The sequence below is a fragment of the Bacteroidota bacterium genome (assembly GCA_030017895.1).
GTDB lineage: Bacteria > Bacteroidota > Ignavibacteria > UBA10030 > BY39 > JASEGV01.
Window position 1 is genome coordinate 1 of record JASEGV010000036.1, and the last position, 25,459, is coordinate 25,459.

General features: G+C 38.6%; 33 protein-coding genes. 26 read left to right on the top strand and 7 right to left on the bottom strand.

Annotated elements, in window-relative coordinates; all coding sequences use genetic code 11:
- The first annotated feature begins 51 nt into the window (after positions 1–51).
- The 20 genes from QME58_08240 to QME58_08335 all read left to right on the top strand — a co-directional run bounded on the left by QME58_08240 (position 52) and on the right by QME58_08335 (position 13,562).
- Positions 52–402 (top strand): type II toxin-antitoxin system PemK/MazF family toxin, encoded by a 351-nt coding sequence (locus tag QME58_08240; GenBank protein MDI6803820.1) that lies wholly within the window; start codon positions 52–54, stop codon positions 400–402.
- Between the two features lie 120 nt (positions 403–522).
- A complete protein-coding gene (htpX, locus tag QME58_08245) occupies positions 523–1,377 on the top strand; it encodes a zinc metalloprotease HtpX (GenBank protein MDI6803821.1) in 855 nt (284 codons plus the stop codon).
- 22 nt (positions 1,378–1,399) lie between these two features.
- Positions 1,400–2,299, top strand: a complete 900-nt coding sequence (locus tag QME58_08250) for a phosphoribosylaminoimidazolesuccinocarboxamide synthase (protein MDI6803822.1) — start codon at positions 1,400–1,402, stop codon at positions 2,297–2,299.
- Positions 2,299–3,300, top strand: a complete 1,002-nt coding sequence (locus QME58_08255) for an L-threonylcarbamoyladenylate synthase (protein ID MDI6803823.1) — start codon at positions 2,299–2,301, stop codon at positions 3,298–3,300. Before QME58_08250 ends, QME58_08255 begins: the two co-directional genes overlap by 1 nt.
- A 17-nt stretch (positions 3,301–3,317) precedes the next feature.
- On the top strand, positions 3,318–3,512 hold the full coding sequence (locus QME58_08260; GenBank protein MDI6803824.1) for a hypothetical protein: 195 nt from the start codon (positions 3,318–3,320) through the stop codon (positions 3,510–3,512).
- Positions 3,513–3,533: 21 nt separating this feature from the next.
- Entirely contained in the window at positions 3,534–3,776 is a 243-nt protein-coding gene (locus tag QME58_08265) for a hypothetical protein (protein ID MDI6803825.1), read from the top strand.
- A 236-nt stretch (positions 3,777–4,012) separates the two neighbouring features.
- Positions 4,013–4,210, top strand: a complete 198-nt coding sequence (locus tag QME58_08270) for a hypothetical protein (GenBank protein ID MDI6803826.1) — start codon at positions 4,013–4,015, stop codon at positions 4,208–4,210.
- Between the two features lie 78 nt (positions 4,211–4,288).
- Positions 4,289–4,696, top strand: a complete 408-nt coding sequence (locus tag QME58_08275; protein ID MDI6803827.1) for an Rrf2 family transcriptional regulator — start codon at positions 4,289–4,291, stop codon at positions 4,694–4,696.
- Positions 4,693–5,880 carry an IscS subfamily cysteine desulfurase gene (locus tag QME58_08280; GenBank protein MDI6803828.1) on the top strand — a complete coding sequence of 396 codons (1,188 nt, stop codon included), beginning with the start codon at positions 4,693–4,695 and terminating at the stop codon, positions 5,878–5,880. The genes QME58_08275 and QME58_08280 overlap by 4 nt, the downstream gene beginning before the upstream one ends.
- An 11-nt stretch (positions 5,881–5,891) precedes the next feature.
- On the top strand, positions 5,892–6,194 hold the full coding sequence (locus QME58_08285; GenBank protein ID MDI6803829.1) for a hypothetical protein: 303 nt from the start codon (positions 5,892–5,894) through the stop codon (positions 6,192–6,194).
- A 9-nt stretch (positions 6,195–6,203) separates the two neighbouring features.
- On the top strand, positions 6,204–7,004 hold the full coding sequence (sufC, locus tag QME58_08290; protein MDI6803830.1) for a Fe-S cluster assembly ATPase SufC: 801 nt from the start codon (positions 6,204–6,206) through the stop codon (positions 7,002–7,004).
- Between the two features lie 18 nt (positions 7,005–7,022).
- Complete coding sequence (gene sufB, locus QME58_08295) at positions 7,023–8,435, top strand: Fe-S cluster assembly protein SufB (protein MDI6803831.1); 1,413 nt, start codon at positions 7,023–7,025, stop codon at positions 8,433–8,435.
- A 10-nt stretch (positions 8,436–8,445) separates the two neighbouring features.
- On the top strand, positions 8,446–9,729 hold the full coding sequence (gene sufD, locus QME58_08300; protein ID MDI6803832.1) for a Fe-S cluster assembly protein SufD: 1,284 nt from the start codon (positions 8,446–8,448) through the stop codon (positions 9,727–9,729).
- On the top strand, positions 9,716–10,042 hold the full coding sequence (locus QME58_08305) for a non-heme iron oxygenase ferredoxin subunit (protein ID MDI6803833.1): 327 nt from the start codon (positions 9,716–9,718) through the stop codon (positions 10,040–10,042). The genes sufD and QME58_08305 overlap by 14 nt, the downstream gene beginning before the upstream one ends.
- A 6-nt stretch (positions 10,043–10,048) precedes the next feature.
- On the top strand, positions 10,049–11,275 hold the full coding sequence (locus tag QME58_08310; GenBank protein ID MDI6803834.1) for a cysteine desulfurase: 1,227 nt from the start codon (positions 10,049–10,051) through the stop codon (positions 11,273–11,275).
- Complete coding sequence (locus tag QME58_08315; protein MDI6803835.1) at positions 11,265–11,717, top strand: SUF system NifU family Fe-S cluster assembly protein; 453 nt, start codon at positions 11,265–11,267, stop codon at positions 11,715–11,717. The genes QME58_08310 and QME58_08315 overlap by 11 nt, the downstream gene beginning before the upstream one ends.
- Positions 11,718–11,728: 11 nt before the next feature.
- Positions 11,729–12,103: an iron-sulfur cluster assembly accessory protein gene (locus QME58_08320; protein ID MDI6803836.1), complete on the top strand. Its 375-nt coding sequence runs from the start codon at positions 11,729–11,731 to the stop codon at positions 12,101–12,103.
- A gap of 184 nt (positions 12,104–12,287) precedes the next feature.
- Positions 12,288–12,917 (top strand): superoxide dismutase, encoded by a 630-nt coding sequence (locus QME58_08325; GenBank protein ID MDI6803837.1) that lies wholly within the window; start codon positions 12,288–12,290, stop codon positions 12,915–12,917.
- 80 nt (positions 12,918–12,997) lie between these two features.
- On the top strand, positions 12,998–13,138 hold the full coding sequence (locus QME58_08330; protein ID MDI6803838.1) for a hypothetical protein: 141 nt from the start codon (positions 12,998–13,000) through the stop codon (positions 13,136–13,138).
- Positions 13,134–13,562 carry an arsenate reductase ArsC gene (locus tag QME58_08335; GenBank protein ID MDI6803839.1) on the top strand — a complete coding sequence of 143 codons (429 nt, stop codon included), beginning with the start codon at positions 13,134–13,136 and terminating at the stop codon, positions 13,560–13,562. The genes QME58_08330 and QME58_08335 overlap by 5 nt, the downstream gene beginning before the upstream one ends.
- Before the next feature lie 35 nt (positions 13,563–13,597).
- Here the strand turns inward: QME58_08335 and QME58_08340 are convergent, their stop codons facing one another.
- Positions 13,598–14,299 (bottom strand): hypothetical protein, encoded by a 702-nt coding sequence (locus QME58_08340; protein ID MDI6803840.1) that lies wholly within the window; start codon positions 14,297–14,299, stop codon positions 13,598–13,600.
- Between the two features lie 132 nt (positions 14,300–14,431).
- Positions 14,432–14,572: a hypothetical protein gene (locus tag QME58_08345; protein MDI6803841.1), complete on the bottom strand. Its 141-nt coding sequence runs from the start codon at positions 14,570–14,572 to the stop codon at positions 14,432–14,434.
- A 20-nt stretch (positions 14,573–14,592) separates the two neighbouring features.
- On the opposite strand from QME58_08345, the gene QME58_08350 reads away from it, so the two are divergent.
- Both QME58_08350 and QME58_08355 read left to right on the top strand, forming a co-directional pair.
- Positions 14,593–14,862, top strand: coding sequence for a type II toxin-antitoxin system prevent-host-death family antitoxin (locus QME58_08350; protein MDI6803842.1), 270 nt, complete (start codon positions 14,593–14,595; stop codon positions 14,860–14,862).
- On the top strand, positions 14,852–15,157 hold the full coding sequence (locus QME58_08355) for a type II toxin-antitoxin system RelE/ParE family toxin (GenBank protein MDI6803843.1): 306 nt from the start codon (positions 14,852–14,854) through the stop codon (positions 15,155–15,157). Before QME58_08350 ends, QME58_08355 begins: the two co-directional genes overlap by 11 nt.
- A gap of 91 nt (positions 15,158–15,248) precedes the next feature.
- Here the strand turns inward: QME58_08355 and QME58_08360 are convergent, their stop codons facing one another.
- From QME58_08360 to QME58_08380, 5 genes are all read right to left on the bottom strand, one after another.
- Positions 15,249–15,686 carry a hypothetical protein gene (locus QME58_08360; protein MDI6803844.1) on the bottom strand — a complete coding sequence of 146 codons (438 nt, stop codon included), beginning with the start codon at positions 15,684–15,686 and terminating at the stop codon, positions 15,249–15,251.
- Between the two features lie 432 nt (positions 15,687–16,118).
- A complete protein-coding gene (locus tag QME58_08365) occupies positions 16,119–16,817 on the bottom strand; it encodes a hypothetical protein (GenBank protein MDI6803845.1) in 699 nt (232 codons plus the stop codon).
- Between the two features lie 325 nt (positions 16,818–17,142).
- Positions 17,143–17,304, bottom strand: a complete 162-nt coding sequence (locus QME58_08370) for a hypothetical protein (GenBank protein MDI6803846.1) — start codon at positions 17,302–17,304, stop codon at positions 17,143–17,145.
- Between the two features lie 47 nt (positions 17,305–17,351).
- Complete coding sequence (locus QME58_08375; protein ID MDI6803847.1) at positions 17,352–17,762, bottom strand: hypothetical protein; 411 nt, start codon at positions 17,760–17,762, stop codon at positions 17,352–17,354.
- 703 nt (positions 17,763–18,465) lie between these two features.
- Complete coding sequence (locus QME58_08380; protein ID MDI6803848.1) at positions 18,466–20,649, bottom strand: S8 family serine peptidase; 2,184 nt, start codon at positions 20,647–20,649, stop codon at positions 18,466–18,468.
- A gap of 119 nt (positions 20,650–20,768) precedes the next feature.
- Here QME58_08380 and QME58_08385 point away from each other — a divergent pair, with 119 nt between their 5' ends.
- From QME58_08385 to QME58_08400, 4 genes are read left to right on the top strand one after another with little or no spacing between them, the layout of a single operon-like run.
- Entirely contained in the window at positions 20,769–21,428 is a 660-nt protein-coding gene (locus QME58_08385; protein ID MDI6803849.1) for an HAD-IA family hydrolase, read from the top strand.
- On the top strand, positions 21,406–22,920 hold the full coding sequence (locus tag QME58_08390) for a hypothetical protein (GenBank protein ID MDI6803850.1): 1,515 nt from the start codon (positions 21,406–21,408) through the stop codon (positions 22,918–22,920). Before QME58_08385 ends, QME58_08390 begins: the two co-directional genes overlap by 23 nt.
- Position 22,921: 1 nt before the next feature.
- Complete coding sequence (locus QME58_08395) at positions 22,922–23,926, top strand: Gfo/Idh/MocA family oxidoreductase (protein ID MDI6803851.1); 1,005 nt, start codon at positions 22,922–22,924, stop codon at positions 23,924–23,926.
- A gap of 5 nt (positions 23,927–23,931) precedes the next feature.
- The gene (locus QME58_08400) at positions 23,932–25,350 is read left to right on the top strand and encodes an HD domain-containing protein (GenBank protein ID MDI6803852.1); all 1,419 of its coding nucleotides are present in this window, start codon (positions 23,932–23,934) and stop codon (positions 25,348–25,350) included.
- The last annotated feature ends 109 nt before the right edge of the window (positions 25,351–25,459 follow it).

Genomic DNA, 25,459 nt, shown 5'->3' on the forward strand with positions numbered 1-25,459 from the left:
TTTCTTTTTGGGTTTTTCATTTTTACTCCTGAAGTTTTTTATACATAATTTATTGCTTCAAAAGTAACTTTCCAACTTAAGCATTATAATCCTTCAGTTGGCGCAGAAATTAAGAAAACACGTCCGGCAGTTATTGTAAACGATGATTCTCTTGGTATATTACCTCTTAAAATTATCGTTCCAATTACTGAATGGAAAGAAAGATATAGTGTTGCGCCCTGGATGATTCGTATTGAGCCAACTATCGAAAATGGTCTCGATAAGGTTTCTGCTGCCGATGCTTTTCAGGTTCGGTCAATCGACCAGACCAGAATAGTCCGTTGTTTAGGACATTTATCAGAACCAAATATGCAAGAGATTTCAAGAGCATTAGCTCTTGTTTTATCAATAAAAATCCCCTGAATCTTTTTCCCCTCAAACGTATCTAAACTAAAACAAGATATAATTTTCATTTCTTGTTTAATGCCTCAAAAATTTGTAAATTTATATCGAAATTATATCAGTAAATAAATAGGAAAATAAATGAATACCATAAAAACTGTTTTATTAATGAGCGTATTAACTGTACTGCTTGTCTTTGTCGGTAACATTCTCGGCGGCAGCGGCGGTATGATGATTGCCTTCACCTTCGCTATTGTTATGAACTTCGGAACATATTGGTTCAGCGATAAAATAGTCCTTCGTATGTATAAAGCACAACCAGTTCAACGCGAAGATAATCCGGAATTATTCCGCATGACTGAAGAACTGACCGCACGTGCCGGAATACCGATGCCGAAATTATACATCATACCGAACGACCAGCCAAACGCATTTGCAACCGGACGTAATCCACAAAACGCCGCAGTTGCAGTTACAAGCGGAATTATGCGCATATTAAATCGCGAGGAGCTAATGGGAGTAATTGCTCACGAACTCTCTCACGTTAAAAATCGTGATATTTTGGTTGGAACTATTGCAGCCACGATAGCCGGCGCAATCAGTATGCTTGCAAATATGGCGCAGTGGGCAATGATATTTGGAGGCAGAGGTAGCAGCGATGATAGGGGCGGTAATCCTATTACATTAATAGTTATGATGATTGTAGCACCCCTTGCTGCTATGATGATTCAGATGGCAATCTCACGTTCGCGTGAATTTATGGCAGATGAAAGTGGGGCTAAAATGACGGGCAACCCGCTTTATTTAGCAAACGCATTACGTAAACTTCATGTTAAGGTGCAGCAAATTCCGATGGAAGCGAACAGCGCAACTGCTCATATGTTTATCGTAAGTCCATTGCGCGGCAGTGGATTCACAAAACTATTTAGCACACATCCGCCGATGGAAGAGCGTGTCGCCAAATTAGAAGCTATGGTTTACGGAAGTATATCTTAATCAAATAAAAAAAGAGGAACGTATGCTTGAACCCAGCGAAGTAGTACTAAAGACTAACTTTCCAGAACTCAAGCTTTTTAAGAGAGGAAAAGTTCGAGATGTTTACGAAGTCGAAGACAAACTATTAATCGTTGCAACTGACCGTATCTCAGCTTTTGATGTTGTATTTCCAAACGCCATTCCAAACAAAGGAAAAGTATTAAATCAAATTTCAGTTTTTTGGTTTAATTATCTTCAAGAAATAATTCCGAATCATCTTATCACCGCCGATGTTAACCGAATGCCTTCGATACTTCAGAAGTATCGGGAAACTTTAAATGGACGATCGATGTTGGTAAAACGAACTCAACCTTTGCCAATTGAAGCAGTAGTTCGGGGATACTTAGCCGGTTCTGGATTGAAAGAGTACAAACAGAAGGGGAGTATCTGTGGAATCCGGTTGCCGAAAAATTTGCAAGAATCATCAAAGCTGCCCGGCCCTATTTTTACACCTTCCACAAAAGTCGAAACCGGGCACGATGAAAATATCACCGATAATCAAGCATCCGAAATAGTTGGTGAAGAAATATACAAGAGAGTTAAAGAATTTAGTTTGAGTATATATAAGAAGATTTCAGAATATGCTTTAAATCGTGGGATAATTTTTGCCGATACTAAGTTTGAGTTTGGCTTTTATAACAATGAAATAATTTTGATAGATGAGGTTGGAACTCCGGACTCATCCAGATTTTGGTCGCTTAATAATTATCAACCGGGCAAACCGCAGCCATCGTTCGATAAGCAATACGTCCGGGATTATCTTGAAAGCATCGGTTGGGAAAAGAAGCCGCCTGCACCAAAATTGCCAGAAGATATTGTTAAAGGCACGAGTGTGAAATACCTCGAGGCGTATCAACTTTTAGTGGGAGAAAAATTAGTTTGATTGAAACCCAGATAATTAATGTATCACCGGCACAGCCTGATTATAAAACAATTCATTTTGCGGCGGAGATTTTGCGGTTGGGTGGTTTAGTAGCGTTCCCCACAGAAACTGTTTACGGATTAGGTGCCGATGCTTTCAAACCAAATGCAGTTCTAAAAGTATTTCAAGCGAAGGGGCGACCGGCTGATAATCCATTGATAGTTCACATCTCGAAGTTCAATCAATTAGAAGAACTAACAGATAACATACCTGCGAACGGCAAACTGTTAACTCAAGCATTTTGGCCCGGACCGTTAACCATTGTTGTAAAGTGTTCTCCATTTGTTCCTAAAATTGTAACATGCGGATTAGATACTGTTGCAGTTCGTATGCCCAAACATAATGTTGCATTAAGGTTGATTGATGTTTTGGATAGACCGATTGTGGGACCGAGTGCGAATATATCGGGGAGACCAAGTCCGACTACAGCGCAACATGTTCATCAGGATTTAAACGGTAGAATCGATTTAATTTTAGATGCCGGCAGGTGCGACATCGGTGTCGAATCAACTGTTATTGATGTAACGAACATACCGCCTTTGATTTTGAGATTTGGTGGATTAACCAGAGAACGGATTGAGCAGCTTATCGGAGAAGTTCAAACTACTGAGGACGACCATTTTAAACGGCGATCGCCCGGAACTCGCTACCGTCATTATGCACCGAAAGCACGAGTAGTTTTGTTTGAAAGAAGCGACAAATATGCCTTTGATAGATTAAATCAAAAATATTTTGAGGAAGGTAAAAAAGTTGGATACATAATTTATTCTACCGATTTAGTCAAAGAACCGGCTGAACTCGGCAGGATTGTTGGCGGTGATATTGAAATATATTCACAAATGTTATTTCAACTTTTACGCGATTTAGATACACTTGGTTCAGATATAATTTTAGTAGAATCGGTGGAAGAAGTTGGTTTAGGCAAAGCTGTAATGGATCGACTCAGAAAAGCAGCAAAATAAAAAAAAGGGAAGAAAATATGGAAATAATAAAACGCACAACATTGAAGGCGGCAATCGACGAGACATTGGAATTACTGAATCGTCTTTATTTCACAAATAAAATTTCAGTCGGAGGTAAAACAATAACCTTGCCTGAAAATATTACATTTGAAATTGAACTTGAGGCAAACAAAAACGGGGGTGAATTAGAATTTGAATTTAGTTGGTCGTAAGGGAGGAAAAAGCTTTCACCGATGGTGATTGTTCTTATTCATAACCGGAAAGAAATATTAAAGTTGAAAGGCATCGAAGATATATTCAAACAAACAGCTATTAGTTATAAAATTCAAACGCTCTCATCAAAAATTAGGAGTCGACAGTTACGAAGTTTAATGATGAAAGGATTGGTTCAAGGCGCCGAATTATTCATAGTCGATGAAATTAATAAAAAATATCTTGAATATGGCGGTATATATTTTGGGCATAAAACACACTGAAATTGGGCAATTATACAAAAATTACTGTTTGACAAGAAGAAAAAAATAATTATAAAATGGAAATTATTATCCTATAACACATTGATAATAAAAGAGTTATGGACTATAAAACAAATTATTAAATTATTTCCTTGGATTTTGACAATAATTTTAGTATAATTGGAACGATTTCGATAAGGAGTTAGTTATCGAGTTATAGAAACGTAAATAATCATTTAATAAAGGCACCATTATAGATGGAAGTAAAATCCAAAGCAAAAGTTATCGGGTTGGTTATAACAACCTGCCCTGCATGTCATAATCCTATTAATTTTGACAGGCAGGCAAACAAAACCTGTGCTTACTGTGAAACCGAGGTCCAAATTAATTTGGATAAGGTTGAAGTCAGTTTGCGCAGTCCATTGAGCAAAAAAGTTAAAATTAACCTGAATTAAATATCAAACCCTAAAAATGTTTCTCCTCAAGAGAAATATTTTTTGGAGTTAAATAAGACTAAAACAGTCGTATATTAAATGTTACATTTATCAAAGAAAGTGGAATACGGACTTATTGCGATTCGGCATATCGCTTCTCAACCGGTATCTGCAGTTATTACTGCAAAAGAAATGGCAGACAAGTATCGGATCCCGTATGAACTACTTGCAAAAATTTTGCAAAAACTTACACGCGAAGGATTGATAATTTCATATCAAGGTGTTCGCGGTGGATATGTATTAGGACGTCAATCAGACCAAATAAAATTGTCGGATGTGATATACGCTATTGAAGGTAAACAAAATATTTCACTAATAAATTGTGAAAAGGAAAATCCTGAGTCGTGCAACATTTATCAAACATGCACGATAAAAAATCCGCTTTCAAAAATCCAAAATATAATTAACGGCGTGTTCGACGAAATGACTATCGCGGAGATTGTGTGAAAAAACTGATTTACATAGACAATCATGCGACGACACCGGTTGATAGCCGGGTTCTGGATGCTATGTTGCCCTACTTTTCTGAAATGTTTGGCAACCCTGCAAGCCGACAACATAAATTTGGTTGGGTCGCTGAAGAAGCAGTTGGATCCTCTCGTAATTTGATTGCAAAATTTCTCAATGCAGATGCAAAAGAAATTTATTTTACCAGCAGCGCTACCGAATCGAATAACTTAGCTTTGAAAGGAGTTGCAGAATCTTACGCAAGTAAAGGTCGCCATATAATTACTTGCTCAACCGAACATAAATCTGTTATTGATACCTGTCGCCGTTTGGAGAAATCAGGTTATAGAGTTACTTATCTGTCTGTTGATGAATTCGGCTTGATCGATTTAGAAAATTTAAAAAAGGTAATTTCCAGCGATACGATTTTAGTTTCAATAATGACAGCAAATAATGAAATCGGAACACTTCAGGATATCTATGAAATTGGAAATATCTGCAAACAAAACGATATACTTTTTCATACAGATGCAACTCAAGCAGTCGGGAAAATGAAATTAGATTTCAAAAATATGAATATAGATTTGGTTTCTTTTTCAGGACATAAAATATATGGACCAAAGGGAATTGGGTGTCTCTATATTCGCGAACGAAAACCCAAAATTAAATTAGAACCGCAAATAGACGGTGGCAGACACGAACGCGGATTGAGGTCGGGCACTTTGAATGTTCCGGCAATCGTTGGGTTAGCTCAAGCACTCAAACTCTGTTATGAAGAAATGGAACAAGAACAAACACGTATTGCATGTTTACGGAATAAGATGCAAGATGCCTTCTTCACAAACTTAGATGATGTTTATCTCAACGGACATCCTACCAAACGCATCTCAAATAATCTGAATATGAGTTTTATGTATGCCGAGGATTCTGCGATAATGATGAGTATGAAAGACATTGCGGTCTCATCCGGCTCTGCTTGCTCAACTGCTCAACCACAGCCGTCACACGTTCTGAAAGCCCTCGGCTTGAGTGAAGACCGGAGACATTCGGCTATTCGCTTTGGTCTGGGCAGGTTTAATACTGAAGAAGAAGTTAATTACGTCATCGGCAGAGTTATCAATACAGTAAATACTCTGAGAAATTTATCTCCTATATATAGAAAAAAAATGAAAATCAATAATTAATATGAAAAAACATGAAACAGACTGAACAAATAATTCAAAATTCACACGAATTTTTAAAATATCTAAAATTTAAATTCTCGTTGTATCATAAATCAAATATTTTCTTGCGCGATGTTCACTACGGAGTTATACACTTTCTGAAAGAAAAGAATATAAATGTATCGCACTCAAAATCGGAAGTAATATCTTCCGAAGTTCTAAAATATTATGAAAAAGAAAACATCCTCAAAAAAATTGATAGCCGCACGTGGATGTTAAACTATGAGGAATTTATTACACCAAAAGCAGAAAAGAAACAAGCTGAAACTATTTAAAGGAAAACAATGTCACAGTTATTGCAAATAAATAATTTACACGTCGAAGTTGAAGGAAATAAAATTTTAAAAGGACTTTCTCTCTCGATGAACCGAGGCGAAATTCATGCTATTATGGGACCGAATGGTTCCGGTAAAAGCACACTCGCGAATACATTGATGGGGCATCCGAGTTATATCGTTACCGAAGGTGAAATTATTTTCAACGATCAGAACATCCTTGAATTGGCTCCCGACGAGCGTGCAGCACTTGGAATGTTTTTAGCTTTTCAGTATCCGCATGAAATACCGGGTGTTACGTTATTCAACTTTTTAAGGACTGCGGTAAATTCCATCAGAAAAAAACGCACGGGTGAAGATCTAGATAAAGATAAAAAAAAGGCTGCATCGACGATGCTTCAGTTCAGTAAAAAACTTACAGCTAATATGAAGTTGTTGGGAATTGACGACTCATTCAGCAAACGTTATGTGAACGAAGGATTTTCGGGCGGAGAAAAAAAACGCGCCGAAGTTCTGCAATTAGCAATGTTGGAACCTGAATTAGCTGTTTTAGATGAAACAGATTCAGGTCTTGATATTGATGCACTTCGAATTGTTTCGGATGGTGTGAACAGCATAATCAAACCGGGGCAAAGCATCCTTCTTATAACTCACTATCAGCGTCTGCTCGATTACATCAAACCCCATTTTGTGCATGTGTTAGTGGATGGCAGACTTGTAATGTCGGACGGTCCCGAATTGGCTCTCAAGTTAGAAGAAAAAGGATACGATTGGGTGCGCGATCAGTTTTCTACTCAAAACTTAAATTAGTATAGAAATGGAATCAATATGAATACTGATGTTCTTGAAAAAAATAGAAAAGAAACCTACAAGGAAAAATACGGTTTCGCAGATAAAGACTCGTTTGTTTATCGGACACAACGAGGCTTGTCAGCTGATATTGTAAAAGAAATTTCCGGACTGAAAGGCGAGCCGGCTTGGATGTTAGATTTTCGGTTGAAGTCGCTCGAAACTTTTTACAAAAAGCCCATGCCGGCTTTCGGCGGCGATTTGTCGAATTTAAATTTCGATGATATTTACTACTACATAAAACCAGGTGAACGAAAAGGCAGAACTTGGGAAGAGGTTCCTGAAAAAGTCAAAAATACATTTGAAAAATTAGGCATACCTGAAGCTGAACGAAAATTTTTAGCAGGTGTTGAAGCCCAATACGATTCCGAAAGTGTTTACAGCAGTTTAAAAGGGCAGTGGGAAAAATTGGGTGTAATTTTTTGCAGCACAGATGAGGCATTAAAAAACCACCCCGATATTTTACGTAAATATTTTGGAACTCTGATACCTCCGGCAGATAATAAGTTTTCAGCACTTAATAGCGCTGTTTGGAGTGGTGGCTCGTTTATCTATATACCCGCAGGGGTGCACGTTGACATTCCGCTGCAAGCATATTTCAGAATTAATTCCGAGAGCGCCGGGCAATTTGAACGCACGTTGATTATCGCCGAGCCGGGAAGTTTTGTTCATTATGTAGAAGGCTGCACTGCGCCCGTCTATGCTGTGGATGCTTTGCACAGCGCTGTCGTAGAAATTATAATTAAAGAAGGCGCCCGCGTTCGTTATACTACAATCCAAAACTGGTCGGATAATGTTTACAATCTTGTTACTAAACGTGCTGCAGCTTATAAAGACGCAACAATGGAATGGGTGGATGGAAACATAGGCAGCCAACTTACGATGAAATATCCTGCCATTTATTTAATGGATAAAGGTGCACACGGCGAAGTTCTCTCGATTGCTTATGCCGGCGACGGTCAACATCAGGATACAGGAGGAAAGGCTGTTCATTTCGCGCCGCACACATCTTCCATTATCACCTCTAAGTCGATTAGCAAAGGGACCGGCAGGGCGAGCTATCGCGGTCTGGTAAAAGTTTACAAAGGTGCAAAACATGTTAAATCGAGTGTGAAATGCGATGCACTTTTACTTGATGATACTGCACGAAGCGATACCTACCCCAAAATTGAAATTGATGAAGAAGAAGTTCAAATTGGTCACGAAGCCACTGTCAGCAAAGTAGGCGAGGAACAGCTTTTCTACTTGCGAAGCAGAGGCTTGAGCGAAGAACAAGCAACCGCAATGATTGTAAGCGGGTTTATTGAACCGATTGTTCGTGAACTTCCTATGGAATATGCGGTCGAGCTCAATCGTTTGATTTCATTGGAAATGGAAGGTTCGGTAGGATAAGGAAATATAAATGGATCAAACAGAAATTATAAATACAAAACTCACTAAAGAATTAGTCGAAGAATTAGCGTTTCAAAACAACGAACCCGATTGGCTGCGAAGTAACAGATTGCTGGCTTTTCAGAAGTTTGAAAATTCACCAATGCCTTTCTCAAAACGAATTGATTATTCGCATCTTCAATTGGAAAATTTATCACAACTTGTAAATTCGGATGTTGTAACGGTTTCGAAGAATGAATATTTTAAAAACAAAATTATAAATCAAGTTTTTGAAAAATATTCAACATATGTTATTGCCAATGAGGTGAAGAAGAAACACGTTATCCTTTCGGATATGAACTCAGCAGTTCAAAACCATCCTGAGCTTTTAAAACAATATCTCCTTGCTGCTTCGCCGATTACAAAAAATAATAAATTTGATTTTTTAAATCGTGCTTTATGGAATGGTGGCACCTTTCTTTATATCCCCAAAAACATTCAAACAGATATTCCATTGTTAAGTCTGTTCACTTTTAACAAAGATAATTCTTATGCTCTCCCGTATAACCTGATAATATTGGAAGAGGGGAGTAAAGTTACTCTAATCGATTCAATTATCTCTTCTGATTTTGAAAACGATTCGCTTGTTTCAAACAATGTCGATATTATTTTAGGTGCAAATGCAAAATTAGATTACATAGGTGTTCAGGAAACCGGAAAAAATGTAAATCACTTTGCAACCAAACGTGCTTTTCTGAAAAGAGATGCTTCGTTGAATTGGATCGAAATAACACTTGGCAGTAAATTAAGTAAAAATAATTTGGATGTGCAGTTGGAACATAAGGGGGCTGAAGCTTTCGTATCAGGTTTGTTTTTAGCCGGCAAGGATCAGCAATTCGAATTTAATACAACACAGATGCATGCTGCACCGCATACGAAAAGCGATTTGTTGTTCGTTGGCGCTTTACGTGAAAATGCCCGAACAAATTATGAAGGAATAATCAAAGTAGAAAAGGGGGCGCAGAAAACAGATGCTTATCAAAAAAACAAAAACTTACTGCTGTCAAAAAACGCACGCGCTGATTCTGAACCGCTCCTCGAAATCGAAGCTAACGATGTGCGATGCACACACGGTGCAACTGTCGGTCCTGTCGATAAAGAAGATTTGTTTTACCTTATGAGTAGGGGAATCGAGAAAGAGTTAGCAAAAAAATTGCTGATATTCGGTTTCTTCAGCAAAGTTGTAGAAAAAATTCCCGTCGAAGAATTTAAAAACGGACTCCAATCATACATCGAAGAAAGTGTTACAGCCTAAAATCATAAATATTACAAGCGAAGTTGCCGGGTTAGCTGAAGGGCAAGCAAAAGTTCTACGTTTGAATCGTTTGCGAATTGCTGTCATCAAATTAAACGATGGTTATTATGCTATCGATGAAATATGTTCGCACGAAGAAGAATCATTGGCTGGAGGTTCGATCAGCGATGGGCAAATTGAATGTCCGAAACACGGCGCCCGATTCGATATCAAGACAGGCGAGGTGAAAGCATTCCCCGCAGTCATACCGATACGGACTTATCCTGTTACACAAAAAAATGATGAAATATTTTTAAACATCCCAAACGAATAAAATAAAATGTTCGACCCGATAAAAATACGCGAAGATTTTCCAATTTTAAAGCGACTCATAAAAAACAACCCGCTCGTTTATTTGGATAGCGCTGCAACTACACAAAAGCCGCTGCACGTTATCGAGGCAATCGAAAAGTATTATCGAAACAACAATGCGAATGTTCATCGGGGAGCCTACACATTGAGTGAAGAGGCGACTTCACTTTATGAAGAAGCTCGCTTGAAAACTGCCGGCTTCATAAATTCTGAAATGACCGAGTCAATTATTTTTACTCGTAATGCTACGGAAGGAATAAATTTAGTAGCAAACAGTTGGGGACGTGCAAATTTAAAGGAAGGCGACGAAGTTCTGCTGACTCAAATGGAACATCACAGCAACTTAATCCCTTGGCAGTTAATTACAAAAGAAAAAGGTGCCAAGCTAAAATTCATTCCACTGACTCCCGATGGAAAACTTGACCTTACAAACATTCACAAATTATTAAACGAAAAAACAAAATTCGTATCGGTTGTACATATATCTAATTCGTTGGGAACTATAAATCCTGTTGAAGAAATAATTACACTGGCGCATCGTTTAAACATTCCTGTTTTGTTGGATGCATCTCAGAGTGTTCCGCACCGTCCTGTGGATGTGCAAAGTTTGGATTGCGATTTCCTGGTTTTTTCGGGACACAAAATGCTTGGACCAACAGGTATCGGTGTATTATATGGAAAATACAATTTACTCGATAACATGCCGCCATTTATGGGAGGTGGCGAAATGATTAACGAAGTCCAACTTGAATGGTCCGATTTCAGAAATCTCCCTTGGAAATATGAAGCTGGAACACCACACATTGCTGGGGCAATCGGTTTAGGTGTTGCTATCGATTATCTGAAAAATATCGGATTCGAAAATATTCAACAACACGATAAAGAACTTGTAAGTTATGCAATGGAGGTTCTCACGAATTTGGATGGTATCGAAATTTACGGTCCAAAAGATACAAGAGGTTCACTCGTTGCATTTAATTTGAAAGGGGTTCACCCACACGACGTATCAACAATTTTGGATGAAGATGGTATTGCGATACGGGCAGGGCATCATTGCACACAACCGATAATGCGCTGGCTCGATGTTGCCGCCACAGTTCGTGCAAGCTTTTATTTGTATAACACAAAATCGGATATTGATAAATTAGCAACAGGTTTGAAAAAAGTAAAGGAGATATTTAAGCGTGGCAGTTAGTGATTTATATTCGGAAATAATTTTAGAACACTACAAAGAACCGCATAACGTTGGCGAACTCGATTGTCCTGAAGTTTTTGCAAAAGGTTATAACGAATCTTGCGGCGACGATATTAAAATTTATGCTCAAATAAAAGATGGTAAAGTGGAAGAGATAAAATTTAAAGGAAAAGGTTGTGCAATCAGCCAATCGTCAGCTTCGATGATGACCGATATAATGTACGGCAAAACAATTGATGAAGCGAAAGAATTTATAAAACAATTTAAAATGAAAATTACCGGTGAGGAAGATTTTCCGTCAGACTCGGACGAGTGGTTCGAGTTGTCCGCGTTAAAAGGCGTAATAAAATTTCCGGTTCGGGTTAAATGCGCCAGCTTGTCATGGCATACACTGTTGCAAGGCATCAAAGAGTTTGAAAACAAAAATGAACAAAAACGATAATAGAGGAAATAATGTCGAACGAATTATTAAACAAATCCAATAACGGACAACTTGATATTACAGCTAAAGCAGTAGAGGAAATTCAAAAAATCCGAGGTCAAAATAATATTCCAACAACTCACGGACTTCGATTAGGCATCAAAAGCGGCGGATGCTGTGGACCTAGTTACTTCCTGGGTTTTGAAGAAAATGTGAACGAAACAGATAGCGTCTTTGAAACAAATAGCTTGAAAGTTATTGTTGACAACAATAGCATTCACTTCTTAGCCGGCGCTCAATTGGATTTTGTAGAGAACGAACACGGAAGTGGGTTTGCGTTTCAGAATGTAAAAAATCTGGATCAATTAAATGGCGGACATTGCGAGAGTGGTTCTTGTGGAAGTTAAATATTAAATTAATTCAAATAACTGAAGTTACGCAAAAGAGTCATTCTGAACGAAGTGAAGAATCTGAAACCTCAAATTCAGGCTATTTTTAGATGTTTCGCTTCGCTCAACATGACAAAAAGTCAATTCTGCGTAACTTCAGTCAAATAAGTAAATTATAAAAAACAAATATAGGAGATATAAAATGTCATACGAATGGAAGTTTAAACAACGTCCTTATACGGATGAAGAAGCAAAAACTTTGTTGAGCAAAGTAGTTAGTCCTGAAACAACCGACTGGCATTACAACACTCATCATAAGGGATATGTAACAGCGTTAAACAATATAGAAAAAGGATTGGAGACTGCCGACCGTGCAGCAGCAAACGGTAATTTCAGCGAAGTCGGTGAACTAAAACGGCGCTTCACATGGAATCACTCAGGTGCTATGCTTCACGATTTGTATTGGGAAGTTTTAGGTGGTGATGGCGACCCAGGCAAAGGTCCCGAAATTTTAGCGTCTATTGAAAAAGAATTCGGATCGTTCGAGAAATGGAAAGCCGACTTCAAAGCTACAGCGGTATCTGCAAAATTAAGTGGCTGGGGTTTACTCGTTTACGATGCACTTTGGTCGCAACGCTTGCTAAATATTCTAGTCGATGAGCATCAATATGGAGCTATCTGGGGTGGAATTCCGCTGATACCACTTGATGTTTTTGAGCACGCATACTACCACAAAGATGGTGCAAAACGGGCTGCTTATATCGATAATGTGATTGCTAATTTGCATTGGGGTCGAATTAACGAGAGATATAAGAAATTGGTGTTGAAGTAGGAAATAACAGAGTCCTGGAGTAATGGAGTCCTGGAGTCCTGGAGCAATGGATTCTTGGCATTGTGGAATAAACTTGGACTATGAAAAAAGCTAAAAAGAAAAAATACACAAAGCGTATTCCCGTTCCCAAAAAACCGCCTAAAGTAGAAGTCCCGGGAAAAGCTTACTCACGTAAAACTTCGAAAAAGGTTGTTAATGAAGTTTTAAAAGAGGAAAATTAGGTTGAGAATATTAATACTTTGCACAGGCAACTCCTGCCGAAGTCAGATGGCTGAAGGGTTTTTCAAATCTTTGGACGAGAAATTAGAAGTTTTTTCTGCGGGAACGAATCCTGCATCGGAGGTAAACCCGTATGCTGTTCGGGTGATGCAAGAAATCGGAATTGATATTAGGCGGCATCACCCGAAAAATGTGAATGAATTTCTTCATCAATCATTTGATTATGTGATTACTGTTTGCGACCATGCCCGCGAAAGTTGTCCGGTTTTTAGCGGGAATGTTCTGCAAAATTTGCACATCGGTTTTCACGATCCCGCCGAAGCTGTCGGAACTGACGAAGAGGTTTTACAAGTTTACCGCAAAGTCCGGGATGAAATTAGAGAAAAGTTTACAGAGTTGTATAACGCTACAATTGTTAATGACTGATAGTTAATTAGCAATTGGCTATTAGCTATTAGTTATTAGTACTTTCCATTCGCCTTTAATATCAACATCCCATTTTCTCTCGCTTTAACCCAATACCCCAATGCAGGTTGAAGTGTGTCAGCAGTTTCATAATGGTCGGAGTTGAAAAAATAATAACTCGATTGAACATTGTTTGCCGGTGATTGTAAAATATTGTTGATAGGGAACGATGCTGAGCTTCCACCAATCAGATTCCAACCTTGTGTAACGTTTATTGTATCGGAACTTTTTGGGAAACCTGAAAATTCTAAATTTTGATTTTCCGAAAACTTTACCCAATATTCTTTACCGTTTTGCAGGGTCGATTGTTCTACATATTTATTATCGAAAGAATATATTTTTGAAACAGCATTTGGAAATACAGATGAAGATTGATAATCAGAAATTGTGAGAGGTATCGATAATAAATTCCACCCGGTGCCTGCCGCTTGAGTAACGGTCGTTCCACCAATCGTATAAGAATAATAATCAGCAGGAGTTGTTGCTGGTAATTTCACTTCATCTCTATCTACATTTTGAACTTTGATAAAGTAATTAATAACAGTTCCGGTTTCGAATGCCGGAATAGTTGCTGAATATTCGTTTAAACTTCCTGTCGTTTGAAGCAACGCAAAATTTGTGAATGAACCATTAGTCCCATACATAACTCTGCACGAGTCAACTTGGGCTATGAAAAAAGCTAAAAAGAAAAAATACACAAAGCGTATTCCCGTTCCCAAAAAACCGCCTAAAGTTGAAGTGCCTAAGAAAGCGTATTCGCGGAGGAGATTGAAGAAGGATCTTTAAAAATTGATTAACAACGAATGAGAGAACGCCTGAGTTGAAAACACTCAGGCTTTTGTTTGATAGCTCCCCGCCGAACCGTTTGCTCCGTTAGAAAACATGCTAAAGGTTCGTTCGTTTTGTGTGTTATGCGAAGTGCGCCGCACGCCATACTTGATTATGTCATAATTTAGTATTAATTTGTTCATAACAATAACAGGAGTTCAATATGCCAATAATAAAATCGATTTCAAGTCTGCGCAATCGGACGCGAGAGATTGCCACGATATGCCACAATCAAAATGAGCCTGTGTATCTCACCACAAATGGTGAAGGTGATCTCGTAGTTATGAGCATCGATCATTATGAGCGGTTAAAGGCTCAAGTGGATATATTTGAAAAACTCGGTATCGCACAAACTCAATCGGCATCGGGGAAAAAAGGAATTACCCATAAACAGATGATAGCGAAACTGCGTCAAAGAGCGAATGGCCGCTAAATATACGTTGAAATATCTTCCGATTGCCCAAGAAGACCTCATTTCAATTCTAGATCACATTGCTCAGGATAGCCCGACTCGTGCGTTAACGTTTGTTGAAAAACCTGACGCACAGATAGGGCGTCTTGAACAACATCCATTCTTAAGACGTATACCACGTCATCCGAAACTGCGTGAGTATGGCTATCGTGTTCTGATTGTTGAACCATATCTTGCCTTCTACATTATCCGCGGAGATCGAATAGAAATCCATCGAGTGATTCATGGTTCTCGCAATCTCGACCACCTGATTTGACCTCTATAGCGCGCGACATTAACTGCAGTTGCCCCTTACCTGACCAACAGTAATTTCTTCGTTTCAATGAAATTGTCTGCTTGCAGGCTTTTTAATATGACTTTAGCACCGTATTTAGTTCATTAGTTCGATCCATCTCTTGGATCACAGTGTGAATGTCAATTTCCGAAATTTCATTTATTATGATAAATTCATTCAGAACTAAATAATTTCTTGATTTCATTAGATTTTCCAAATACTCAACAGTTACGAAAGTAGTCCAATATTTTTTACCATCTGAAAATTCAATCGTTACTTCTACACAATCATTATTTGGATTTTTAATTTCATCATCAACATTTATTGAAACTATAGCTGGTATTTCATGATCTACAAAGCAAGTTTTAGGTATCCAAACTAATTTATTCGAATCGTTTTTTATTCTGTATGTATTCTCTTTAGATTCAAATATGGTATAACAATTTCTTTTAGTTATATGATTTGAATAAACAGATTCACCTATACAGTATATTTTATTGTTAATTTCCATTAACGTTTTCTACGTACGTCTGGTTGATAGCTTGCACATAACATGTGCAGTAAAAACGAATTTGCGGCACGAACTATAACATGATTTTCTTAGCATACACTGAGATTAATTGTGAGCAAACGCTATAACGCGAGCAACGACCACGTTGTTTGTGGTGGTTGCGAGCTATGAGTTTGTGTGCGAGTGTGTGAGTCCCGCTGGTTAGAAAAAGGCTATGAAAAAATCCAGCGGGACGAACAGACGAGCACATGTTTTTTACCTTAGGTGCGTTTGCGAACTACAAAGATTGAGCGTTGGCAAACCGAGAATACCAGCACGCGAGCAAAAGCGTTGAGCGAACACAATAATTTCATTTACAAAATGAGTGAGCATCGTAAGGCCTGCTGTTATACGCCGGCACGCCATCTATGTATGTTGAATGCCCTACGGAATCTATGGAACCATTTCACAGTGAAAGTCAGTTCCTTCTCCAAGCTCTTCGTATGCGCCACTCCACGTACCATCGACCATTTTCAAGTTGGGCCTAGCACCGGCGAGTCGGGCTGAATAGCTTTGTTGTTGGTTCCCCAGACTTGTTAGCACTCGGGTGAATCTAATGCGATTGCCTACTAAGGTTCCAGAAATCTTTCCAGCCCCATCACTCAGCCAACCTGAAAAAGTGCCATCAGGAGTATGAGAGTTTATGACCATGGTATACGTATATTTGCCCCTGCATACGGTCCAGCTCCAATTGCCAACCAAATACGTCGGCTTTTGTTGAAATTCTGCTAACTCTTTTTCCCGCCTGAGTCTGTCCTCTTCAGCAGCTTTCTCGGCAACTTTTCGCTCTGCATCAAGTGTAATTTGCCTTCGTTGTCGTTCTTGTTCATCGGCAATTCGTTTTCGTTGCTGCTCAGCGTTTAGCCGTTCCTGTTCAGCTTGCTGTGCCTTCAAAGCCTTGTCGGCTTCTTGCTGAGCAATGAGTTGTTTCTGTTCCATCTGAGCTTTGAAGTCAGATTCTTCGGCAGTGCCAACAACGATTACTCTTCCGCCAGTGAAGAAATCCTTGGGATGACCCAGAGCAGGTATTGGATTGTTTTCAAGATTGAAGTCAATTTTCCAATTTCCCGCAGACAGGCGAGCGCCAGCCATACCGTAGATTTCCTTTTTCTCGCCTTCATCAGCTACGGGACGAATGAACGTCGCCTCATTCGCTTGGCTAGAAAGTTCAAATGTCTTCGTCTTGAGTCTGACAGTCGCTTTGAACCGAGCCTTGAAATAGGGTTCTACCTTACTCCCAACATTCTCAGAAGCTTCGACATCAAAGCTTGACAGTTCGAGGTATGCTGGTATCTCAACAGAGAATTGCTTCTCGTAGTCCTTTGTTGACGGTTTGTTTTCAGAATCTCCGCAACCAATTAGGCAGATGAGGCAAACGAGGATGAAGGGGATGCTTCGTTTCATGTAGTAACTCCTTTCAGTTTAAGATAGTGTGTGAATCGTGATGCCGCTCGTCAAAATAAATCATGTTGGCGTGCTGGCGTATAACGTGTGCACAAACCACGCTGTGCCGACCGCCGCCTAAAATAGACCCATTCCATCCAGCGGCGGGCGGCATAGAACGAGCACTATAATCCATTACAATAGAGCGAGGGTCGTGGTTTGTGCTGTTAGCCGAAGCGCCCGCTAGGACAATTTACTGTTTACAGACTCAATGAAATCTTGGAGAGCTTTGTCTTTTCCTCTTACAGCATAAAATTTTTCACCACCCATTTGGTTAATGAGTAGTCGGGTTTTTCCTTTCCAGCCGAAGTAGGCAAGCGCTGCTCCGATAAGTAAGGCAACCAAGCCCGCACCGGCATTGCTTCCGAGCATTGCTAAACCGATGAAAGCAATGATAGCACCGATTATAATCATCGCCCAACTTTTGTTGAAGATGAATTTGACTGCGGTGATTTTGCTGATGGGATAGCTCTCCTCAGCGTTGCCATAGATTACAACGAGCCTCCTATTTGTTAGGATGCTCATATTTGAAACATCGCCAGCACTTTTGAAAAAGTACTCGGCTACTTTTTGTTCATCATCTCCAAGTTTCATAATTGTTCTCCTATGATTTTTGTTTGTGATTGGTTGATTATACCGTACCCCTTAAAGGGCGTTTCGGCTAACATCTGTAAAAACGCAATACCTGTCCTGAGGTACGAAGGATGGCGTTATTACGCTTTTTAAATTTAGCTTATTTAAGCAATTTTTGTTTTTCATTAGGTGTTTTATGTTCGCCTTTTGTTTTCAAGAAATCATCTATCTTAAAAATAATCTTTTCCAACGCCATAAATTATCTCAACCAATTTACTCCATCCGGCCTTCGATAATTTGATAGTTCAATATAATGCTTTCCGTTTTAATTGTCAATAGATTTTCAATGAAAAATACAAAAAGTTATAATCCTATTCGAGGGATATCGTACCGACTGAACTTCTACCGGTACGATGGACTTTGGCGAAGCCATCCCATTCTGACTATCGTCGGAAAAACTCGCCCTCTCTGCTATAATTGAATCAACTCTTGCAGGCGGGGAAAACCTGTGCATCTTGGCAGGTTCTCGAGTGTCCCGTTCCATTACGAAAGTATTCGGAACGGGATGTATCGAGAGAACTTCTGAGATAGTCCCTACCGACTGAACTTCTACCGGTACGATAGACTTCTAGTCTGTTGGAGGAACCTAACTTCTCCCTCCGACACGCTGAAGCGCGTCGTACCAAGTCAGTTTATGAGCTTATCAGTATCTCTTTTTATAGTTTTATTTCTTCCCACCCGAGTTTAAAATCAACTTTCCGTTCGCACTAACTTTTACCCAATATCCTTTACCGGGTTCAATAGTTGTAGCAGCTTCATACAGGTTGTTATTGTAACTGTACAATGAAGATGAAATGATACTTGCCGGCTCCTCAATAATGCTGCTAACCGCAACGGGACTTGATATACCACCGATTAAATTCCAACCTTGTGTAACATTTACCGTATCTACATTCCTTATATATCCAGATAATTCTATCGAGTGGTCAGAATCATATTTTACCCAATATCCTTTTCCGTTCTGTAATGTAGCTTTGGTTACGTATCCGTTCTGATAACCGTACACTTGTGAAGCTGAAGAGGTAAATATTGTCGAGGATTGATAGTCAGCAAGTTGCAAAGCGACTGAAACTAAATTCCATCCTGTTGAGAGTTGTTGAGATATGGTAGTTTCGCCAATGTTGTAAGAATAGTACTCTGCGGGAGAGTTAATCGGCGACTTTGCGAAGTCTTTATCTATGTTTTGAATGGTGATAAAATAATTAACAGTATTGCCCGTTCCGAGCGCGGGAATGTTTGCTGTATATTCATTTGGGTTACTGGTCGGCAGTAAGTTAACGTAATTAGTAAATGAACCATTAACTCCATAGACTACTTTACAAGAATCTAAATTTAAAGCTATCACCGAGTTGACTGTTGCGAGTATTGTAATGGGCGAGTTCAACTGCATTCCAGTAATTGGAGTATGGTAAAGATTAGGCCTATAGAAATCCGCAGCGGCAGTCGCATTCAGAATTCCGTAGCCATAGTAATTATCCGGATTCTTGGCTCTTGATGCTGTTCGCATCATAGCTTCGCGAACTTGCATCGGTGTAAGAGATGGATGTGCAGAGAGTATCAAAGCTGCAACACCTGCCGAGAGAGGGCATGAAAATGATGTCCCATTAACCCGACTGTATCCTGTTGTCAGTGTTGAGCTTGCAACTTTTACGCCGGTACCCATTGCCATTACTTCCGGTTTTATTCGTCCGTCAAAACTCGGTCCGTATGAACTGAATGATGATCTAACACCAAATGAATCAACAGCACCTACTGCAATTACCGCGAAGCCGTCCGCCGGAGCGATAAGTGTATTTGGTGTTCCGACTGATGCTTCGTTGCCGGCTGAGTTAAGTACTACAACTCCGCGATTCACTGCAAGGTCGGCAGCACGTGTAATTACAGCTGTATTGCCATTCATATTTTGCCAGGTCCAACTTGCGTAGGGTGAATCGTAAGTTAAATATCCTAACGATGTGCTTGCTATGTCAACGCCCAAACTTTCAGCCCATTCAATTGCGCGAACCCAATTGTCTTCTTCAACTGGAGTTTCGCTTGCATCATTTTCTGTTCTCCCTAAAATGTAACTTGCTTTAAACGCAGGTCCGACTATTTGTCCTGCTTTGTATCCGCCAATCGTAGATAGTGTATTAACTCCGTGGGCACCATAACTGCTGGGAGCAGTTGATGGTGGTGCGGGGTTCGGATCGTTATCTACAAAATCATAACCCGCTACAATATTCATAGTTGAAAACGATTCGTGACTCATTAACCGGAAACCGTTATCAAATACACCAACTAAAACTCCTTCTCCACGAATTCCCCGGTTGTGAAGTGGAATAACATTTATCTGGTCAACTTGTTTTCGTGCAGTGCCATAATTTAACGAGTCGGTTAAAGTTTTAAGCAATGGAGTTTCGAATACTTCTTCTACAGGTTCGCTTTTTTTCTTTCCGTAATTGCTAACAATATCGATCTCTTTTATGAACGGAAATTGCCGTATTGATTCGATCTCAGCTTTGGTAGCAAATCCGCTTACAGCATTAAACCATTTTGAAGAATATCTGATTTGCGAAATATTTTCTGCTACAGCATCTATGTAATTTTTGAAAACAGGCAAGTCGGATGCATCAACGAGTTTGTTTTGCGGCAGAACCTTCGATCGACGTGCGATGGCTTTTTCCGAAACTATTGTATTTGGTATATGTTTTTCGACGGAACCTTTATCGTTGAAGTAAATCCAAATTTTTATTTTATCGTCTTTTGAAATATTTTGTAATTTGCTTTCTAATCTTTCGGCAATCGGTGCGAGGAATTGTGCAGTTGTTGAGGAAAGAACAAACAGCATAAGCAATACTAACCGGTACATATTATTTTACAACCTTTCTACAAATTTTGATGTGTCAAATTAAATAAGATTCCCCTTAAAATCAAGTTGTTATTGTTCTTTGTAAATCTGTAAGCGATTTGATATATTTAAACGAAAATATGAAGAATCTTAAATGCGTAATTTTTGATGTTGATGGTACTATCACCCAAACAAATGAATTAATATTTGCTGCGTTTAATTATGTAACCTTCAAATACACCGGTAAAACATTTTCTCCCTCAGAAATCACTGCTATGTTCGGTCCTCCTGAAGAAGGGACGCTCGAAAAAATTGTTGGAAAACAAAATATTGATGCGGCACTGGAAGATTTTCTTGAGTTTTATCGGAGCAATCATACGGGGATGGCCCGTCTTTATCCGGGGATTACGGAAATTTTAGAATATCTAAAACAGCGAAATGTACTGATGGCAGTTTTCACAGGTAAAGGTCGGCATAGCACGCTTATTACTTTAAATGAGTTCAACATTAAAAAATATTTTGGTATTATTATTACAGGGAACGATGTTATTAATCATAAACCATCGGGCGAAGGGATAAAGAAAATATTAAATTATTTTGGACTTTCGGCTGAGCACGTTTTAATGGTGGGCGATGCGGTTGCTGATATTGTGGCATCGCGAGAAGCAGGTGTTCCTGTTGCAGCGGTGGTTTGGGATTCTTATGGCAAAGATCGCGTATTAAAAATGGATGTCGATTATTTATTTGATGATGTTAAAAAGTTGAAAGAATTTTTAATTGAAAGTATTCAGCACTCTTAATAACCGACTTTTTCCAGAATCAATATTCAACATAATATTTTTTCTTATAATTGGCAGTTTCATTCTCATTTCTTATATCCATTTTAATTATACACCTGATGATACTTTCATTTATTTACAGTTTTCAAGAAATATTATTAACGGAGAGGGCTTCGCCTTTAATTCCGGTAATCCGATTTATGGAGTTACAAGTCCGCTATGGACTTTAATAATATCAATGTTTGGTTACTTCGGTTTAAATTTATTATCCGCAGCAAAGTATGCTGATTTGTTTTTTGCACTTACCAGCATATTGCTTTTTTATAAACTTGCAAATAAAATAATCCAAGATAAATGGATAGCTTTGTTTGCTACTGTAACATTCGCTTTTAATGCGTGGTTAATAAGGTGGACTGGGACTGGGATGGAAACTTCCTTATCAGTACTTTTAACCCTCGTTGTATTGTTATCAGCGTTGAACAATAAATATTATTCTACTGCATTATTTTTATCTCTGTTAATGTTAGTTCGACCAGAAACATTATTGTTGACATTTTTATATTTTGTTTTCATATATATGAATGCTGTGGATGTAAAGATTTATTTTAAAAAAACCGCTATATTATTATGGATATTCGGCTTCATTCTTTTACCTTGGTTCGCTTATGCTTATACTAATTTCGGTTCGATAATTCCAAATACAGCCCTCGCCAAAGCAGGACTTTCAATTAACCCTGATAATTTTTATTGGACTTTCAAGGATATTATTAAAACCATATCGGTTACTGACGGTTTGCCTCTTGCACTTTTTTTAATTGGAATTATGTTGACGTTGTTGAAATATGAAAAATACAAAGTGTGGTTGATAAGTAACTTTTTACCTCTAAGTTGGGTAATTGGGCTTATTTTTTTATATTTAATCACTCAAGCTAATGTCGTTTCGAGATATCTGTTAATGATTACGCCATTGTTAATCATTTATTCATTTTATTTTGTTACAAAATGGTTGTGTGATTTAAAATTAGCAAAATATTATAAATTCTTTTTGATTATTTTTACAATATTGATAGTATCTCAAAATATTTATATCTACAAAGATTATATTAAACCCAGTATAGATGCCTTCACGAAAGGAATGAATGAGTGTTTTATTCCACTTGGAATTTGGTTAAAAAATAATACTGAGAAAAATGTAGTGGTGATGACGCCCGATATAGGTGCCATCGGTTATTATTCCGAACGAAAAATTTGCGATGCTGCAGGACTTGTATCGAATGCAATTCTCAGTCATAAAAGAAGTGGTTTTACTTATCAAGATATTATTGATAAAAAATTATACAATGATGTTTGTAATGCTGACTATGTTATTCATCGCTCAAATTATTTTAACGATATAAATGATTCACAATTACTACCCATCTTTCATAAAAAAATTGAAGGGCTTGGATTAGAAGATATGCGAATAGTTTATTATACACTTTATAAAGTAAACAAAAAGAATGAAAGGGAGTAATATGGAAAAGCTAAATATCGGAGTAATCGGAGTTGGGCATTTAGGTGCGTTGCATACGAAGATGTTTACAACTATCGAATCGGCGAATGTTGTCGGCGTTTACGATCAAAACTTTGAAAGAAGTAAGAAAATTGCCGACGAGTTTCAGACAAAATCATTTGAAGAAATCGATGAATTGCTTAATTCTGTTGATGCAGTGAGCATCGCGGTTTCAACAAAGTCGCATTTCGATATAGCAGCAAAAGCTCTTACTGCCGGCAAACATATTTTTATAGAAAAACCGATTACCGAAAACTCGCAGCAAGCTGAAAAATTAATTCAAATTGCCAAACCGAAAAAACTAAAAATTCAGGTCGGACATATCGAACGGTTTAATTCAGCACTATTAGCAATCGACCATATCCAAATAAATCCATTGTTCATCGAGTCACACCGCTTGGCTCAATTCAATCCGCGCGGCGCCGACGTTGCGGTAGTTCACGATTTGATGATTCACGATATTGATATCATTTTGAGTTTAGTAAAATCACCCGTCGAAAATATTTGGGCAAACGGCGTGGCTGTTGTAACCGATACAATTGATATTGCAAATGCACGCTTGCAATTCCAAAATGGGTGCGTTGCAAACGTAACAGCAAGCCGCATCTCAAAATCGAGAATGAGGAAGATGCGTTTTTTTCAAAAAGATGCCTATATTTCGTTAGATTTCATCGAGGGGACATCCGAAGTATTCCGGTTAGTTGATCCAAGCGATGCAAATGTTCAATCAACTATGATGCTTGGGATGATAGAGGCGGCAAATTCAAGCAAAAAAATAATTTATGACCGCCCTGCACGAAAAGAAATCAATGCCTTGAAATACGAATTAGAATTATTTATAGATGCTGTTCAAAACGATAAAACTCCGCAAGTAACAGCCGAAGATGGTTTGCGGGCACTTGAAGTAGCACAAACAATAGTTGAAAAAATCAGCAACCAACAACCATTCTTCAAACTGACTGATTAAATCGAATGAGTATCAAAACTACGCACATTGAAATACATAACGATATCATAAAGCGAATAGGAAAAATCGCCGATGATAACAAAATAGAAGCTTATGTTGTAGGCGGATATGTCCGCGATAAGCTGTTGAGTATTGAAGTTAAAGATGTTGATATTATGGTATTAGGCGATGGAATTGCATTTGCAAAAAAAGTAGCCAAAGAATTCGGAAATATTAAAGTAGTTAAGTACGAAAAATTCGGTACCGCGATGCTTCCTATTGAAGATGCGAAAGTCGAGTTTGTAACTGCCCGCGAAGAAACTTATGAACCCGATTCTCGCAAACCTATAGTTAAGAAAAGTTCACTTGAAGCCGATTTATCGCGCCGCGATTTTACTATCAACGCAATGGCTGCATCACTCAACGGTGTTGATTTTGGAAAAATAATTGATCCTTACAACGGGGAAGACGATTTAAAAGCCGGTCTCATCAGAACTCCACTCGACCCCGAAAAAACATTCGAAGACGATCCGCTTCGGATTTTGAGAGCAATACGCTTTGCATCGAAGCTGCAGTTTCAAATATACGACGAAACTTTCAAGGCGATTATAAAGATGAAAGACCGCCTCTCGATTATTTCTCAGGAAAGGATCACTGATGAGTTTTTTAAAATTCTTGTTTCCCAAAAACCATCCGTCGGATTATTCTTGCTGCAGGAAACCGGCATCACAAAAATTATTTTTCCGGAAATGAACGATATGGCAGGTGTTGACCAGAGGCATGATTACCACCATAAAGATGTGCTTCGTCATACCTTAAAAGTTGTAGATTCAATCTCTGAAGCTACTGAAAATGTTTGGCTGAGGTTTACAGCTCTTGTTCACGATATTGCAAAACCCCGGACGAAGGCTTTCAAGCCAGGAATCGGCTGGACTTTCCACGGACACGAAGAGATTGGGGCGCGGATGATGAAATCAATTTTCCGGCGAATGCGTCTGCCGATGGACAAACTTCCGTATGTCGAAAAGCTGGTGCGGCTGCATTTACGTCCGATGGTTCTCATTTCCGAAGAAGTAACCGATTCAGCAATTCGTCGTGTTTTGTTTGAAGCCGGCGATTTGATTGACGATTTGATGACACTTTGCCGAGCTGATATTACCTCGCAAAATCCTCAAAAAGTAAATCGATATTTGAGGAATTATGAAGTTGTAATGGAAAAAATGAAAGAGGTTGAAGAAAAAGACCGTCTTCGTAACTGGCAGCCACCTGTGCGTGGCGAGGAAATTATGCACGTATGCGGATTGCCACCGGGTAAAACAGTCGGTATCTTGAAAAAAGAAATCGAGGATGCTATTTTGAACGGTTTGATTCCCAATGAACACGATGCTGCTCTCGAATATCTGTTGTCAGTCAAAGAAAAAATTTTAGCCAAAATTGAAAATTAATGACTGAAGTTACGCAGAATTGACTTTTTGTCATGTTGAGCGAAGCGAAACATCTAAAAATGACTCTTTTGCGTAACTTCAGTTAATGAAACTTTATTATTTAATAAAC